This is a genomic window from Chryseobacterium carnipullorum (assembly GCF_003815695.1).
GTDB lineage: Bacteria > Bacteroidota > Bacteroidia > Flavobacteriales > Weeksellaceae > Chryseobacterium > Chryseobacterium carnipullorum.
The window spans coordinates 1,018,196-1,034,729 of the sequence record NZ_CP033920.1 but is presented as its reverse complement, the minus strand read 5'-3'; the positions used below and the strand labels follow the sequence as shown (position 1 = coordinate 1,034,729).

The 16,534-nt window shown below is 37.2% G+C and carries 16 protein-coding genes; 6 read left to right on the top strand and 10 right to left on the bottom strand.

What is annotated here, in order from left to right:
* Positions 1-151: 151 nt before the first annotated feature.
* Positions 152-1,072 carry a M28 family peptidase gene (locus EG346_RS04830; RefSeq protein ID WP_123877161.1) on the bottom strand — a complete coding sequence of 307 codons (921 nt, stop codon included), beginning with the start codon at positions 1,070-1,072 and terminating at the stop codon, positions 152-154.
* 253 nt (positions 1,073-1,325) lie between these two features.
* Positions 1,326-1,715 carry a DUF4293 domain-containing protein gene (locus EG346_RS04825; RefSeq protein WP_073171317.1) on the bottom strand — a complete coding sequence of 130 codons (390 nt, stop codon included), beginning with the start codon at positions 1,713-1,715 and terminating at the stop codon, positions 1,326-1,328.
* A 145-nt stretch (positions 1,716-1,860) separates the two neighbouring features.
* Here EG346_RS04825 and rho point away from each other — a divergent pair, with 145 nt between their 5' ends.
* Positions 1,861-3,726 carry a transcription termination factor Rho gene (gene rho, locus EG346_RS04820; protein WP_123877160.1) on the top strand — a complete coding sequence of 622 codons (1,866 nt, stop codon included), beginning with the start codon at positions 1,861-1,863 and terminating at the stop codon, positions 3,724-3,726.
* Positions 3,727-4,053: 327 nt separating this feature from the next.
* Positions 4,054-4,650 (top strand): superoxide dismutase, encoded by a 597-nt coding sequence (locus EG346_RS04815; RefSeq protein ID WP_073330519.1) that lies wholly within the window; start codon positions 4,054-4,056, stop codon positions 4,648-4,650.
* Positions 4,651-4,803: 153 nt separating this feature from the next.
* Here EG346_RS04815 and EG346_RS04810 read toward each other — a convergent pair whose 3' ends face one another.
* Entirely contained in the window at positions 4,804-5,223 is a 420-nt protein-coding gene (locus EG346_RS04810; protein WP_123877159.1) for a DUF6146 family protein, read from the bottom strand.
* Between the two features lie 55 nt (positions 5,224-5,278).
* Positions 5,279-6,466 carry an endonuclease/exonuclease/phosphatase family protein gene (locus EG346_RS04805; RefSeq protein WP_073330513.1) on the bottom strand — a complete coding sequence of 396 codons (1,188 nt, stop codon included), beginning with the start codon at positions 6,464-6,466 and terminating at the stop codon, positions 5,279-5,281.
* A 246-nt stretch (positions 6,467-6,712) separates the two neighbouring features.
* Here EG346_RS04805 and EG346_RS04800 point away from each other — a divergent pair, with 246 nt between their 5' ends.
* Positions 6,713-9,589 carry a carboxypeptidase-like regulatory domain-containing protein gene (locus EG346_RS04800; RefSeq protein ID WP_073330507.1) on the top strand — a complete coding sequence of 959 codons (2,877 nt, stop codon included), beginning with the start codon at positions 6,713-6,715 and terminating at the stop codon, positions 9,587-9,589.
* A 20-nt stretch (positions 9,590-9,609) separates the two neighbouring features.
* Positions 9,610-11,007 carry a M949_1556 family lipoprotein gene (locus EG346_RS04795; RefSeq protein WP_123877158.1) on the top strand — a complete coding sequence of 466 codons (1,398 nt, stop codon included), beginning with the start codon at positions 9,610-9,612 and terminating at the stop codon, positions 11,005-11,007.
* 156 nt (positions 11,008-11,163) lie between these two features.
* On the opposite strand, the gene EG346_RS04790 is transcribed toward EG346_RS04795, so the two are convergent.
* The 6 genes from EG346_RS04790 to EG346_RS04765 form a co-directional block, all read right to left on the bottom strand.
* Complete coding sequence (locus EG346_RS04790; protein WP_123877157.1) at positions 11,164-11,601, bottom strand: hypothetical protein; 438 nt, start codon at positions 11,599-11,601, stop codon at positions 11,164-11,166.
* A gap of 126 nt (positions 11,602-11,727) precedes the next feature.
* On the bottom strand, positions 11,728-12,198 hold the full coding sequence (locus EG346_RS04785; protein WP_228426600.1) for a DUF6702 family protein: 471 nt from the start codon (positions 12,196-12,198) through the stop codon (positions 11,728-11,730).
* Positions 12,199-12,256: 58 nt separating this feature from the next.
* Positions 12,257-13,009 (bottom strand): LOG family protein, encoded by a 753-nt coding sequence (locus tag EG346_RS04780; protein ID WP_083563964.1) that lies wholly within the window; start codon positions 13,007-13,009, stop codon positions 12,257-12,259.
* Between the two features lie 8 nt (positions 13,010-13,017).
* A complete protein-coding gene (locus EG346_RS04775) occupies positions 13,018-13,731 on the bottom strand; it encodes a nucleotidyltransferase family protein (protein WP_123877155.1) in 714 nt (237 codons plus the stop codon).
* A gap of 106 nt (positions 13,732-13,837) precedes the next feature.
* The gene (locus EG346_RS04770) at positions 13,838-14,245 is read right to left on the bottom strand and encodes a RapZ C-terminal domain-containing protein (RefSeq protein WP_073330491.1); all 408 of its coding nucleotides are present in this window, start codon (positions 14,243-14,245) and stop codon (positions 13,838-13,840) included.
* 24 nt (positions 14,246-14,269) lie between these two features.
* Positions 14,270-15,289 carry an aminoglycoside phosphotransferase family protein gene (locus tag EG346_RS04765; RefSeq protein ID WP_123877154.1) on the bottom strand — a complete coding sequence of 340 codons (1,020 nt, stop codon included), beginning with the start codon at positions 15,287-15,289 and terminating at the stop codon, positions 14,270-14,272.
* 277 nt (positions 15,290-15,566) lie between these two features.
* Here EG346_RS04765 and xrtF point away from each other — a divergent pair, with 277 nt between their 5' ends.
* Positions 15,567-16,097, top strand: a complete 531-nt coding sequence (gene xrtF, locus EG346_RS04760) for an exosortase family protein XrtF (RefSeq protein WP_073330481.1) — start codon at positions 15,567-15,569, stop codon at positions 16,095-16,097.
* Positions 16,084-16,530 carry an exosortase F system-associated membrane protein gene (locus EG346_RS04755; RefSeq protein WP_073330479.1) on the top strand — a complete coding sequence of 149 codons (447 nt, stop codon included), beginning with the start codon at positions 16,084-16,086 and terminating at the stop codon, positions 16,528-16,530. The genes xrtF and EG346_RS04755 overlap by 14 nt, the downstream gene beginning before the upstream one ends.
* Positions 16,531-16,534: the final 4 nt, after the last annotated feature.

Sequence of the window (16,534 nt, the reverse complement as noted above, 5' to 3'; positions counted from 1 at the left end):
AGGAATAGACGTTCTTAATCCTGTTTTACTTTAATTAATATGTTTCAATTTGATCGGTTTTGTTACAAACACTTGCTTGATTTTTCATAGTTACAAATAGAATACATATGAAAAAAACCGTCATTTCGACGGTTTTTATGATGGAAATTATTTAAAATTTTACTTTGTCATTATATTGGGGTGCAAAATTCTGAGGATTTAATTTCTCAAGAGTTTTTCCAACATTATTGATGATTCCTGTCAAATTATCAAAATCTACAACACTTACATCGTCACTTTCGTTATGGTAATGAGAAGCTTTCGTCATATCAACGGTCGAAAATGAGTGAGCGATGATCTTTTTCTTTACAAAACTTACATTATCTGATCTGTAGAATAATTTTTGAGTTGCGTAAGGATCAGGATTTATCTTTAGACCGTTCGCTGCATATTTATTGAAAAGTTCATCAAAATCAGAAAACTCGTCACCGGTCATAAAAAGGGCATTTTTGCCAAACTGAGATTCGGTAGCCACCATTTCAAAATTGAAAAGTGCCGTCATATTATTATATACCTTATCTAAACTGGCATCTGTAGAAATAGCCCTTGAACCAAGCATTCCTTTTTCTTCCCCATTGAAAGCGATGAAAACCATGGAAAAGTCAGGTTTTTTATTTTTGAAATAATCCGCAATACCTGCTAAAGTGGCAATTCCACTTGCATCATCATCTGCGCCGTTGTAGATATTATCTCCGGTTTTGTCGCTCATACCAATATGGTCGAAGTGTCCTGAGAACCCAAGATACTTATCCGTTTTCCCTTTTTTTATACCACATACATTGTACACCTTTTTACCTTCATAGTCAAAAGGAATCAGGTAAGAGTTTCCTGTGCAGTATTCAAGATTGTTTTCCTTAAATAGCTTTGCGATGTATTCGGCTGCTTTGTCATTTTCAGGTGTTCCAATTTCACGGCCTTTCATTTCGTCTGAAGCCAGTGTTGAAAGGATCGTCTTTACTCTGTCCTTTGAAACTTCCTGTGCAAACGTACATACAGAGAAGAACGATAAGGCAAGGTAGGTTAGTTTTTTCATTTTTTTAAATTTAGTAAGATCAGTCGTAGGGTTAATGGAAATGTTGCATAAACTTATATAAATTAATGTATATAATAACCATTCATAAGCTTTACACTGTTGAACGAAATTAAGAAAAATCATTTTAATATCCTTAAAAACTTATTCAGCTCTAGGGGGTTAAGGATCTGCTGAGATGTCTTCTTAAATCATTATCGCAAAAAAAAACAGTCCCTTTCGGAACTGTTCTCACTCAAAAAAAATCGTTGTAAGGCTATCGAAGTCGGTCTACAGATTTTACGAGCCTCTCATCTCTGCGGATCAATACGTTTGCTATAAGCAGACAAATGACCGCGATCAATGGGAAAACCGGCTCAATACCCTTCTCAGGAATCTGAATTCCTCCGGATAAGTTGAGTAACCAGTACGCCAATACACCAATCAACAAAACGTTTATAATGATGCTGAATGTATTCAGCAAAATTTGTCTTTTTCTGTTTTTAAAGCTGAAAATACTTAATGCACCTGCCAAAACAAGGGCAATACAGCTTATATCTATCACCGGAATATTGCCAAAAACGTCAACATCCTGTCCTGTAACGAAAAGGGAAACGGCGGCTAAAACGGCCAGCAGAGTCCATATAGTCTGTATTCTCTGTAACATTGATTATTAAATACCTGGCAAAAATAACATAAATTTTGCACAATTCAAAAATTAGTGTAGATTTGCATTATACATATGTACTTGAAAATACAAGTCACCGGACTTACTTTTCTTACTCACAATTAATTACATTTTTACATTAAGTATGTTTAACATAGAAACGTTAAGGTCAAAATCCGTAACGGAACTGACTAAAATCTTAAAAGATTTAGGCGTTAAAGTTGCTAGAAACAGCAATGATAATGATAAGATCTTTGCCGTTCTTGACTTTCAGGCTTCTAACCCTAAAGTTGCAAAAGATTATTTCAACGCCACAGAAACCAGCATGGATACTGAAGAAAAACCGGCAGATAAACCTGCTAAGGCTCCTGTAAAAAAAGCAGCGCCTAAAAGACAACCTGCCAAGCCGAAAGCAGAAGTAAAAGCACCGGCAGAAGCTAAACCCCAGGCTGAAGAAACAAAAGTAGAGGAAAAGGTACCAGTCGCTGAAGAAATAAAGCAGGAAGAACCCAAAACTGAAACAGTTTCCGCTCCTGAAGAAAACAACTCAGCACAGGCTAAGAAAAAAAGAAAAAGAGTCGTTGCCAACACCGGTAATACAGAAACTCCACAAGAAAGAGCTGAAGCTCCTAAAAATGCAGAACCTCAGGAATCTGCTCCATCAGAAGAAAAGCCTGCTACTTCCCAACCTCAGGCCAGATCCCAACAAAAAGGACACAACAATCCGCAAAACAGCGGAAACCAAAATAAGAACCCTAATCAGCATCAAAACCAAAATCAGGGTCAGAGCCAAAATCCTAATCAACATCAGAATCAGAACCCTAATCAAAATCAGCACAGACAACATGCTGACAGAAATGAGGAGCATCATTCTGAACACAGAAAAGAATTCAGTTTTGACGGGATGGTAAGCATTGAAGGGGTTTTGGAAATCCTTCCGGATAACTACGGATTCCTTCGTTCATCCGATTTCAGCTATATCTCTTCTCCTGATGATGTCTATGTATCTACAGCACAGATCAGAAATTTTGGTTTGAAAACCGGAGATACGGTAAAAGGAATTGTAAGACTACCGAAAGAAGGTGAAAAATATTTTTCATTACTGAAACCTACGGAAGTAAACGGACGTGATCTTGCGTTCATTAAAGACCGTGTCGCCTTTGAATATTTAACTCCGCTTTTCCCTGAAGAGAAATTCAATCTTACCGGAAACGGATCTACCCTTTCAACAAGAATTGTAGATCTTTTCGCTCCAATCGGGAAAGGACAGAGAGCCATGATCGTTGCCCAGCCTAAAACAGGTAAAACGATGTTGCTTAAAGATATTGCCAACTCTATTGCAGCCAATCATCCTGAAGTATATATGATGGTCCTTCTGATCGACGAACGTCCTGAAGAAGTTACCGATATGGAAAGAAGTGTAAATGCAGAAGTTATTGCCTCTACATTTGATGAAGCAGCAGATAAGCACGTAAAAGTGGCTAACCTTGTTTTAGCAAAAGCTCAGAGAATGGTGGAATGCGGACATGATGTAGTGATCCTTCTGGATTCTATTACAAGATTGGCCAGAGCATACAACACCGTTACTCCGGCATCAGGAAAAGTGCTGTCCGGTGGGGTAGATGCCAATGCCCTTCACAAACCGAAAAGATTTTTTGGGGCTGCCAGAAAGATTGAAGGGGGTGGATCACTAACTATTATTGCTACAGCACTTATCGATACGGGTTCTAAAATGGACGAAGTAATCTTTGAGGAATTCAAAGGAACGGGTAACATGGAACTTCAGTTGGACAGAAAAATTGCCAACAGAAGAATTTATCCTGCGATTGACCTTGTATCTTCAAGCACCCGTAGAGATGATCTTCTTTTAGATGAAGTAACTTCTCAGAGAATGTGGATCTTCAGAAAATATCTTTCTGAAATGAATCCTGTGGAAGCTATGGAATTTGTCAATAAAAACATCAGAGGAACTTTGAATAATGAAGAATTCCTGATGTCTATGAATAAATAGATTAAATTTAATTGTTAATAAAAAAGCACGGTGATCTGATCTCCGTGTTTTTTTGTGGTCTTTTCTAAGGGTTTGGATATTGAAATATTTGGGTTGCATTGTGATAGTGTTAAGTATTATGAGATTATATTCTTTTTTTTTAAATTGACTTTCAGAAGTGTTTTATACCGTGATAGCTGTCTTCTTCCCGGTCCCATCCTTTCCCTGTGAAAGTTTAATTCATTCTAAATCAGGATATCAATGTTAAAGATTTATTAAAGTAATCCCCAATATTTGATATTAGCTTAAATATTGGTTAAATTTGAATATAACATTAAAAATAAAATTATGTCATTTGAATTACCAAAATTAGGATATGCATATGATGCATTAGAGCCGACTATCGATGCAAAAACTATGGAAATCCATTATACAAAACATCACCAGGCTTATATTGACAATTTAAATAAAGCAATCGAAGGAACTGAATTAGCAGGAAAAACCATCGAAGAGATCTGCCAGACAGGAACTGACAAACCAGCAGTAAGAAATAATGGAGGAGGACACTTCAACCACTCTTTATTCTGGGAAATTTTAACTCCGGGCGGAAGCAATGAGCCTGTAGGAAATGTAAAAGCGGCTATCGACGCTTACGGTGGTCTTGAAAAATTCAAAACAGATTTTTCTGATGCTGCCAAAACAAGATTCGGTTCAGGATGGGCTTGGTTGGTTAAAAACGCAGACGGATCTGTATCTGTTTCTTCTACACCAAACCAGGATAACCCATTAATGCCTGTTGCAGACGTTAAGGGAACTCCGGTTCTAGGATTAGACGTTTGGGAGCATGCTTACTATTTAAACTACCAAAACAGAAGACCTGACTATGTTTCAGCTTTCTTTAGTGTAGTCAACTGGGATAAAGTAGAGGAATTATTCAACAAATAATTTTCAGCTGTTATAAAAGTAAAAGGTTCAGAAGAAATTCTGAACCTTTTTTATTGCTATTTTAGTGTATAATAAGTTTTCATAACATAAGAAACAATGGCTTAAAATCGAATGATTATCCTGAAATTTTCAGTTTTCTAATAGCTTCTTAGGTTATCTCATAGCATCACTTGCAGAAAGTCCGTTCATTTTCAGTCCATATTTCCAGCTTACATAAGCAAAAACCTGGTAGAGCTTGTATTCAAATTTGATCCCGTAGTTTTCTCGTGGGTTGTAATCTATTCCTGATTCTATGATATTCCTGTATTTGCCTGAATTGTAATAAGAATTCCATTCAGTGACCAGAAATGTATTTTTTGTTTTCAGATAGGATTCTGAGTACTGGCTCATGGGTTTGGCTACAGCATTTAAAAAATAATCGAACTGGGTATCAATCACGGTGAGATCCCATTCGCCGTCATCATTTTTAGAAGGTTTCATTTCGGACTTTTCCTCATCTTTCTCAGGCGTATTTTGAGAAAAACAGCTGAAAGGAAGAAATGCGAGGATGAGGATAACGATGAGATTTTTCATGATAAAATAGTGATATAAAAAATAAGCACTCAAAATGAGTGCCTAAGTTGATTTTTTATGGTTCTTTCTGAAGAATAACAAATGCCGGGAAGTGGTCACTGTATCCTCCTGTAAACTGATCTCCGTTCCAGGATCTGAAAGGATAGCCTTTGTAATTTCCTTCTTTATTCACCAAATAGGCCGGAGCAAATATTTCTGCTTTGTATACTGAGTATTCTTTGGTAACCTGATCAGATACAAGATTTTTAGAAACAATGATCTGGTCAAAAAGGTTAGGGGCATCCTGGTAAGCCAGTGAAGCAATACCTTTCTTATATAAAGGATACATTAAATTGAGATAAGGAGTCGTTTCGCTTAAATCCTTAGGACTTGCTACTGCTTTTAAATGGTTTTTTAAACTAGAACTTACGGGATCATCATTAAAGTCACCCATTGCAAAAAGTTTTGTGGAAGGATCTGCTGTTCTGATGCTGTCCATTTGCTGTTTCAATAACGCTGCTGCAGCATTTCTTTTAGGTAATGAAACGGCTTCACCTCCTCTTCTTGAAGGCCAGTGGTTCATAAAGAAAGCTACTTTTTCATTGTCAAGGAAACCTGTTACGACAAGGATATCTCTGGTGTATTCTCTTTTTCCGTCATCACCGAAAACTTTCAGTTCTTTCTTTAAAGAATTGGTTACTGTAAATCTTCTTTTCTGATAAATCAGAGCCACATCAATACCTCTGTAATCATAAGAATTATAATGAACGATTCCGTAATCATATTTGGCAAGCGCAGGTTGTTTTACAAGGTCTTCGATTACCTGTCTGTTTTCTACTTCTATAAGTCCTACTACTGCAGGAGCTGTTTTGGTATATTGTGCCCCAAGTTCAGCAATTACTTTTGCTTCATTGGCAAGCTTGGCTTTATAAATTTTAGTATTATAATTTTTGCCGCTTTTTGGGGTGAATTCTTCAGAACCACTTTGGTATCTTACTGCTTTTTTACCCTTTAAAGCGCCGTCACTCCATTGTCCGTCATATTTTTCAGCTTCTAAAAACTGGATAGAATCAATCGGGATGCTTCTGTGAAAAGCGGGATTACGGATGTCTTTGGTACCATCAATATAATCAGCAGAACGTATAGTATCCCAAAGGTTTTCCACATTCAAAAAACCAACAGCAGCCACTTTTCGCAGTTTTCCCTGTTGTGCAAAAGCCATGATCGAAAAAACGATGGCCATAAAACTCATAAATCTCTTCATCCTCTAGAGTATTAAAATTATTTAAACGACAAATTTACTTTTTTTTAATTCAACCCATTTTAAATATTTGTAAATTTAAAACAATATAAAATAATTCTCTTATATAATGAATCATAAAAGGTTGCCATGTTAAGAAAAAATAATGTTAAAAAAGTTGGAAATTCCAAATTTTGACTAAATTTGTGCCCCCAACTTTTAAACTGTTGAAAACTAATAAGAAAAGTATTAAAAAAAATAAATATACTCATGATTAAAAAACTATCATTAGTCTCTTTATTTACTTTACTTCCAGCTTCATTCTATTTTGCGCAGACTACTGTATTTGCGTATCTTAAGGATGCTGACGGAAAGCCTGTTGAAAGGGCAGAAGTAGATCTTAAAGGGAGTGAAAATGATGTAACGGCTGATAAAATTGGATACTTCCAGTTTGTAGATCTGCAGCCGGGCCATTATCAAATTATGATTACGAAACCAAACTTCGAAACGAAAGTGATGGAGTTTGACGTAGCGGATGAGAAAAGAAAGGATCTGGGAATTGTTACCCTGTATTCCAATCTTACAAGCGCAGATCAAGGTTTGGCGATTATAGACAACGATGATGATGACAGCAACAGCAGTGGACAAGCTTCTACGGTAGGATTGCTACAATCATCAATGGATGTATTCAGCAGAATTGCTGCGTTTGATTTAGGATTTTACTGGTTCCGCCCGAGAGGGATCGACGGAAGAACCGGAGAGTCTATGCTGAACGGTGTTTCTATGGTGAAATCTGATAATGGTAATGTTGACTTCAGCAACTGGGGTGGACTCAACGAGATCACGAGATATCCGGAGATCGCATCTAACCATTCTCCGTCTGAATATGCTTTCGGTGGAAACAGCTCTGTTGTTTACAAAAACACGAAAGCAAGTGAGTATAGAAAAGGATTCCAGTTTACACAATCCTTAACCAACAGAAACTACAGAAACAGAACCTCTTTACGTTATACCTCAGGAATGAGCAAGAAAGGATGGGCATTTACTGTAATGGGAGCAAGAAGATGGGCAGAAGAAGGAATTCAGGAAGGAACTTTCTACGATGCTTACGGTGCTTATCTTGGTATAGAAAAGAAATTCAGTGACAGCCATACGATTACGTTCAATGCGATCGGTGCGCCATACAGAAGATCTACAGCCAGTCCAAGTACTCAGGAAGTCTATGATTACAGAGGAGTGCATTACAACTCTTACTGGGGATGGCAGGATGGAGAAAAGAGAAGCGAAAGAGTTCGAAGAGGATTCCAGCCGCTTTTCCAGGTTCAGGATTTCTGGAAAATCAATAAAAATTCTAGCCTTTGGACGACTGCATCTTACCAGTTTGGAAAAGATAAAGGTTCCCGTTTAGACTGGAATGGGGTGACTAATCCTTCTCCTACGTATTACAGAAACCTACCAAGTTATTCTATCAACAGTATTATTTATAATGCTACCAACAATACTCAATCTGATCCATTACAGTACGCAACTCTAATAGATGCTTACAATACAAGTTTGGCAAGCTGGCAGAATGGGGATCCTAATGTTACTCAGATCAACTGGGGACAGATCTATGCCAACAACCAAAAGAACGATGCAGCAGATCAGGCTGAAATGGCCCGTCTGTACGGGATATCCGGAAAGCGTTCTAAAATATATCTGGTAGATGATGTAAGCGACGATAAAATTTTCAACGCTGGTACACACTACACGTACAACTTTAATGACCGTACGAAGTTTATCATGAACGTATCTTATCAGAACTATAAATCTGAGCTTTACCGTGAAATGAAAGATCTTTTAGGAGGTGATTATGCGATCGGTGTAGATCCATTTAAAGAATCGGCTAAGCCTGGTTCTTCTGGATTATATAATACGTTGGATCCTAACGTTCAGTTGAGAGTAGGAGACCGTATGACGTACAACTATATCCTGAGAAGACAGGAGGCAAAGGTAAATCCGGGATTGAAATTCTCTACAGGTAATTTTGATGTATTTGTTTCTGCTATGGCGGGATATTCTTCTTCAAACAGAGAAGGTCTTTTCAAGCATTATTTATATGAGAACTCTTACGGGAAAAGCAAAGATTACAATTTCTGGAACTTCGGTCTGAAAGGACAGGTTGTTTACCGTATCAACGGGCGTAACTTCTTAGTGTATAACGGAGCAATGTACAACCAGGCACCATTCCTGGAAGATTTATTTATCAATCCTAGAATTAATGCACTTGTAAATCCTAACATCAGAAGTACAGTATATACGGCCAATGATTTAAGTTATGTGATCAATACTCCTTTCCTTAAATTAAGAGCATCCGGATATCTTGTTGATACCCAGAATGAGACGAATGTACAGAGATTCTTTGCAGACGGAATTCAATTGAGCAGTACAAATCCTGACGGATCTGTTTCTCAGGTACAGAGTGCTTTCGTTACTCAGGTAATGTCCAATGTTGAGAAAAGAAATATGGGGGTTGAACTAGGGGTTGATCTGAAAGTTCTACCTACTTTATCTTTACAGGGACTTGCGAGTTTAGGAGAGTATACGTACAGAAATAATCCTGAAGTATACCTTGTTTCAGATGCCTCAGGAAGCAGTGTGACTTCTTTCGGAAAAGCTTATCTGAAGGATTACAAACAAGGAGGAACTCCTCAGCGTGCTTTCTCTTTAGGGTTCCGTTACAACAACCCGAAATACTGGTGGGTAGGTGCCAACTGGAATTATTTTGACAACAATTATCTGGATCCGGCTCCGGCTTTAAGAACGAATAACTTTATTCAGAACCCGTATTCAAGTACACCTTACCTGGGTCTTACCGATGGTCAAGTACGTGATATGCTGAAGCCTGTACAACTTCCTTCTGCATTTTTCTTAAATGCCAATGCAGGGAAATCATTCATGATTGGAAAGTATTACATCTTATTGACTGCTTCTGTGAATAACATCTTAAACAACAAGAGATTCATTACAGGAGGTTTTGAGCAAACGAGAGAAACGAAAGCGAAAGATTTTGCGGCAGACTATTACAGCCCTACACCTTCTTTCGGACCGAAATACTGGTACACTCAGGGACGTTCTTACTTTGTTAACTTACAATTCAGATTCTAATAAAAAATAAAAAAATAACAATGAATAATTTCACTAACTTTTTCAAAACGACATTCGTAGCAGTAGGTGTACTGTCTGCCGTGTCTTCTTGTGTAAAGAATGATGATTGGGAAACTCCCCCTATCGCCTGTTCAAATAAATTCGAAGCGCCTACCATTTCAATGGCAGATTTCGCAGCGCAGGCTCCTGCTACAGGATATAAATTAATTACTACAGATCAGATCTTCGACGGATATATTGTTTCTTCTGATGCTCAGGGAAATTTCTATAAAACCATCTCTTTCCAGGATAAAACAGTTAATCCTACAGTAGGTCTTCAGATCGAAGTAGACAAAGCAAGTAACTTTGCTGATTATCCGGTAGGAGCACACATCAGAATTAATGCTAAAGGATTACGTCTAGGTCTTGACAGAGGATCTATTAAACTTGGTTCTGAAGATCCGAACTTTGCGATCGGGAGAATTCCTCAGGCCCTTGTTGGAAGATATGTTTCAGGAGTTTGTGGTGGAAACGGTTTGGATGTCCAGACTCTTGTTCCTACAAAACTTAATTCATTAAATGATGCGAAACAAGCTAATTTGATCAACACTTTAGTAACGGTATCTGATGTACAGTTCGGTATCGGTGAGATCTTCCCTGTTCAGAAAAAATATCTTGATTATGATGCCGGAAACCAGGGATTGGATACCGACAGAAATATTGAAGATAAATTGGGAGGTACTGCAGTGATCAGAAACTCTGGATTCTTCAAGAGTGGAGGTGAGCTTGTACCAAAAGGAAATGGTACTATTACTTTCGTAGTAAGCAGATACAATACTACATGGCAGATGCTGATCAGAAGCTTATCTGATATTAACTTCACTGGAACAAGAGTAGATGCAACGCCGCCAAAAGGAGGTACTGAAATCGCTTATTCTGGTTCATTCCTTGAAAACTTTGAAAGTTATTCACTGACGCCCACTAACCTTGAAGTGTATCCTAAATATGTAAATGATGCCGTATTAGGAAACAGATACTGGCAGTTAAAGACTTTTAGCAGCAATAAGTATATCCAGTTGGGAGCGAATTCAGGTTCTGGAAACTATTTGACTTATTTTGCGGTACCTGTTGATTTTACAGCAGCCAATACCGTAAAATTTGACGTTAACGTTGGATTCTGGAATGGTAATGCTTTAAAAGTATACTATACCACCAACTATACTCCGCTTGGAGATATTACAACGGCCACTAAAACAGATATTACCTCTGCATTTACAATTCCACAGGCTCCAGCTGTTAATTACGGCACATTAGCTCCTGCGGGAACTTATACACTGCCTGCCGGATTAACGGGGAACGGATTTATCCTGTTTGAATATACCGGAGCATCTACGGGTGTCACCACTACGATTCAGTTAGATAATATTCAGGTTCAATAATCAATCTGATATTTTAAATACAGGCCGTCTTTCAGGAGACGGCCTTTTTTGTTTTAAGTGATAAACCTACAATGACTGGTGGCTGCGATATGTGTATTGTAAATCAGAGATTTCAAACTTTAAAGGATTATTTTTCGTGGTTTTTTGAATATGAAGCTATTCACTTCTGAGATTCACTTTTACCTCATATTCAATATCACTTTTGTCATATTTGAAAGGGATGTTGGGTAACGACCATCCCACATCATAATAATCGTAATTTTTATGGACATGATATTTTTCCAAAGAATCTGTAATGTCAAATTTATCTAATATTAGATAGCCGTTCCTGATATCTGTAGAATCATATACTACAAGATATTTTCTCCCGTTAATAAATTCTCCATTCTGATGTCCTTTTCTAATGGTACCTCCGCTATATCTGAATGTGTAATCATTACCTTTTGTATATCTCCTGTCCCCATAATCATCGGAAGTAATCTCTCCTACAGTATATTTAGAATTTTTAAGAATTACTTCTGTCGGCTGCCTTGTTGCTTTATATTTAAGAAAATAGGCAGTGCAGCCGATTGAACAAATTATGATTATTGGCATTACAAATTTTCTGTTCATTGCATATTTACTTTATTAACAGCGGATAAAATAAGTAATTTAATTGAAAATGGGATACAAAAAAACCACCGCATCCGCAGTGGTTTTTTTATTTTTAAACTATTCCGATTAGAAAGAAACCTCGTTTACTTCTTTTCCTCTCTGGAAATTCATTACTTTCTGGCTTCCTTTGTAAGCAATACTAACAATGTTGATCTGCTTAGGAAAAGCACTTAAAAGGATCGTGTTCTTAATTTTCAGGGCACTGATATCGGACACGCCGCCGGTCTCAAAATATACCCATACAGTTTCTCCGCTTACCTGACTTCCGGTGAAGGTTATAGTTTTCGGAGAGCCATTGACATACACATCAAAATTATTGTTCACATATTTTTTTACCTCTGCTTCAAATCCTGCTGTATTAGGATTGATTTTAATAGCATCAGAAATATGGTTGGTATTCATTTTTGTGGTGAACTTCAATGTTTTACTTCCATCTATATAATCCACTTTTGTCATTGAAGAGAAAAAGTCTGCATACATAAAACTCATTAACACAAAAAATGTTAAAATTCCTGATATATATAAAAGTTTTTTCATCTTAATTAATAGATTTACAATCATTCTTGCTATTTATAGGTCACAAATAATATGCCAATTAAAAATTTACATTCACAGAATATTTATCATAAAAAGCCTTGATGTGCGCTACGGCTTCATCAGCGGTGTCTACTACTCTGTATAAATCCAGATCATCTTCAGCAATCATGCCTTCTTTTAACAGAGTTGCTTTGAACCAATCCAGTAATCCTCCCCAGAATTCGCTTCCTACAAGGACGATGGGGAATTTCCCTATTTTGTTGGTCTGGATCAGCGTCATTGCTTCTGTGAGCTCGTCTAATGTACCGAAACCTCCGGGCATTACAACAAAACCCTGAGAATATTTTACAAACATTACTTTTCTTACAAAAAAGTAATCGAAGTTCATAGAATAAGATTTATTGATATAAGGATTAAAATGCTGTTCAAATGGCAAATCAATATTAAGTCCTATTGATCTTCCCTGAGCGTTAAAAGCTCCCTTATTTCCCGCTTCCATGATTCCCGGCCCGCCTCCGGTAATGATTCCGAAACCCAGTTTGGTGATCTTTTCTGCAATTTCCACCGCCATTTCGTAATATTTACTTTCAGGCTTTAGTCTTGCAGAACCGAATATAGATACACAAGGGCCTATCTTGGCCAGCTTTTCGTACCCATCCACAAATTCAGCCATAACCTTGAACACCATCCAGCTGTCCTTGGTAATGGTTTCATCCCAGGTCTTCTGTCTGAGACTGTTGTGAAGTTTTGTTTCATTAATATCAAGGGCCGGATTTACTAAACTTTCATCCCTGGTTCCATCCATTTCCATTGCAAAAATTATTTAAAATGTTTTTCGGCTTCTATTACGGATTCTGGTCTTCCTACATCAATCAGAATGCTGTCGTGCACAAATCCGTGGATATGTTCCGTCTGCATCAGATCCAGATATTCCTCCATAACAGAAAATTTGCCGGTTCTCTTTATTTTTTCAAAGATAGCAGGGTTGATACAGTGAACGCCGCTGAAAGCAAGAGCTTTAAATCCTTTATTGAATTCCGCGAGCCTCTGTTCTCCCGATTGTACATTAAGCCATCCCCGTAATACCAAATCGTCATTAAAAAGCAATTTTCTTGAGCTATCTCTATCGGAAACCGCTAAAGTAGCAAAATCTTTTATCTTTTTGTGGTATTCAACGAGAGCATTGATGTTGATCTCCGTTAATATATCAGCGTTCATGATCAGAAAATCTTCCCCGTGATCGAGAAACTTTCTAGCAAAAATCAAGCCGCCACCGGTTTCCAGCAGTTCATTAGTCTCATCAGAGATTTCAATGTTGCATCCGAAATTACTGTTTTTATTCAAAAATTCAACAATCTGATTTCCAAAATGATGGATATTGATCACAAAATCTTTTATTCCGAAGCTTTTAAGATAATTGATATTTCTTTCCAAAAGGGGGACGCCATTTACCTGGGCCAGTGCTTTTGGATGATGATCCGTAAAAGGTTTCAGCCTTGTGCCTTTCCCGGCAGCGAAAATTAAAGCTTTCATTTTTTATTTATAATGGATGAATGATGATTGATGAATGACCCCAATGAATAAGTGATGATAATGGATGTTTAAATACGCTAATCATTTATCGTTTATCCATGATCATTTATGAATTCAGTTGGTGCTGTTCGTCGTGGTGAAGGCTTATTTCTATGCCGTCAGGATATTTTTCTTTAATGAATTCAGCGATCTTGATGGCAGAATAGACGGACCTGTGTTGTCCTCCTGTACATCCAAAACTGATCTGCAGATCTTCAAAACCTCTTTCCAGATAGTTATCGATATTAATAGAAATGATAGATTTTACCAATTCGAGAAACTTAGGCATTTCTGTTTTGGTTTCAAGATATTCCTGAACTCCGATGTCATTTCCGGTCTGGATTTTATATTCTTCAATTCTTCCGGGATTTAAAATTCCTCTGCAATCAAAGGTAAAGCCTCCGCCGTTTCCTGAATTGTCTTTTGGGATTCCTCCTTTTTTGTATGAAAAACTGTGGATGTCGATGTGTAACATTCTTTTTTTATTTTATTTGAACCATTAAGATTCTTTTAAGTATTTAATTTTTAATTTTACTTCGTCAGCAGAAAGCTTTTCTATTACTTTTTTCAGCTCAGGATAATCTTTCATTTCTTCCCAGGATGCAGCAAAATGGGTGATATTTTGAATCCCTTTTTCCAGGCTTGCCATAAAATGATGCTTCCTTTGGATTAATCCTCTAAAACCGTAAGCTCCCAATACCTGTAGGAATCTCATCATTTGAATAGGTTTTACCGAATTTCTTAGTTGAATTTTAGTTTGTTCATTTTCAGATTGTTCGATGTAATAACTGAGCATTTCGTTTTTGAAATCTTCCGGAAAGTCGGCTTTAGCCTGAAATAGAAAAGAGATGACGTCGTACATCAATGGTCCTTCCATAGCAGATTGGTAGTCGATAAACGAAACTTTACTTTCTTCGTTGACCATAATATTTCTGGCCTGAAAATCACGGATCATAATTCCTTTTGGAGCAAGGCTTTCAATACGGGTAGCAATCTGTTTAAATTCTTTTAGCAGTGTAGATTTACGGTATTCCAGTTCAAGAACGTCAGCTACAAAGTTTTTAAAATAATAAAGATCATGGATCACGGGAAGTTCATCATACTTTTCATATTCAAAAGTTTTTGAGAAATCGATTTTTCCCTGAGTCCCGATCTGAAGCTCAAAAAGTTTTCCCAGCGTTTGTTTTACCAGTGCTTTGACATGAGGAGAAAGTCCTTCTTTTGAAATAATTTCGGAAAGAGTCTGTTCACCAAGAAATTCCTGTATATATATTTTTCTGTCGTCCGAAACGGCAAAAATAGCAGGGGTATTGAGATTCAGTTCGGAAAAAACTTCAGAATAATAGAGGAAGCTTTCATTTTCGGCAATATTTTCATTGCGGGTAACAATGTATTTTTTGTTGTCTGATTTAGCCAGAAAATTCACCCTCGCAGATCCGCTTTGAGCCAGTGTGACAAACTCGGAAGATGGGCTACCCAGATACTTTTCAAAAAATTGTTTTGTGTTTTCGGACGTCATAATATGGAAACAAATATACTAATTTAATGGGAGTTTGGAATTTGTTAAGTTGAAGAGTTACCAGGTTCGGGATTCGCGATCCAGGATGCTGGGATTGGATTTAAGAGTTATAATGATTAAAGTATTTAAACTATATGAAATCTGGTGGAGAATAGGGTAGAGATGGGATCGTTTGGGATTCAGTTATAAAGACATAAAATAGTAATTTCATTCTCAAATCTTTATTTTCTTATCTCAAACACGGGTGAATTTACATCCTAATTTTTATCTTTGCATTATGCTAAAGGATTTTAAACCAGTTTTAAACATTTTGCTGAGGTTCATCGTTATCTATCTGGTACTGCTTTTTGCGTATCAGTTTTATCTGAATGTGAGTAAGGCAGGAGGACTTGATCCTTTTTCGAGAATCATTGCCGATCAGGTTGCGTCTATTCAGAAGGCTTTGGGATTTCCGACCTTGCTTTATGATGATATAAAAAATGAGCAGGTCTGGTTTTATGTGAAGAAAAACTATGTGACAAGGATGGTGGAAGGCTGTAATGCAATTTCGGTTATGATTCTTTTCATGGCATTTGTATTTGCATTTTATAAAGGACTGAAAACTTTTATTTATGCACTGGCAGGAATTGTTATGCTCTATATCATGAACCTTCTCCGGATCGTTGGACTCAATATTGTGATGTCGGACTACGAGGAATACGGAAAAATGTTTCACGACTTTATTTTCCCTGCAGTTATTTACGGGACCGTGGTGGTTCTGTGGTTGGTATGGATTAAATTCTTTGCTTTAAAAAATGAAAATTCTTAACGGGCTTCTGGTTATAGCAGGAATCTGCGGTCTTATAGGGATACGTGTTATTGAAGATAGCATCTTTTATGATCCATTTCTTGCGTATTTTCATGAAGCTAATAAAAATATTGAATTTCCTCAGTTTGAGTGGGGGAGATTAATTATTGGGCATCTCTTCAGATTTGTTCTTAATCTTCTATTTTCGTGCCTGATCATTCAGTGTCTTTTTAAAAATAAACAGTGGACGGTACAGGGGGCATTGCTGATTACGATCATCTTTGCCATTACTTTCCCGATCTATCTTTACTGTATCTCTGACAGATTTGACATTGGCTACCTTTTTTCGTTTTATATGAGAAGGTTTGTTATTCAGCCGCTGGCGCTGCTATTGATTGTTCCGATGTTTTATTACAGAAAGCAATTAATAAAAGACAGGCTAATCAACCAGTAGTCGG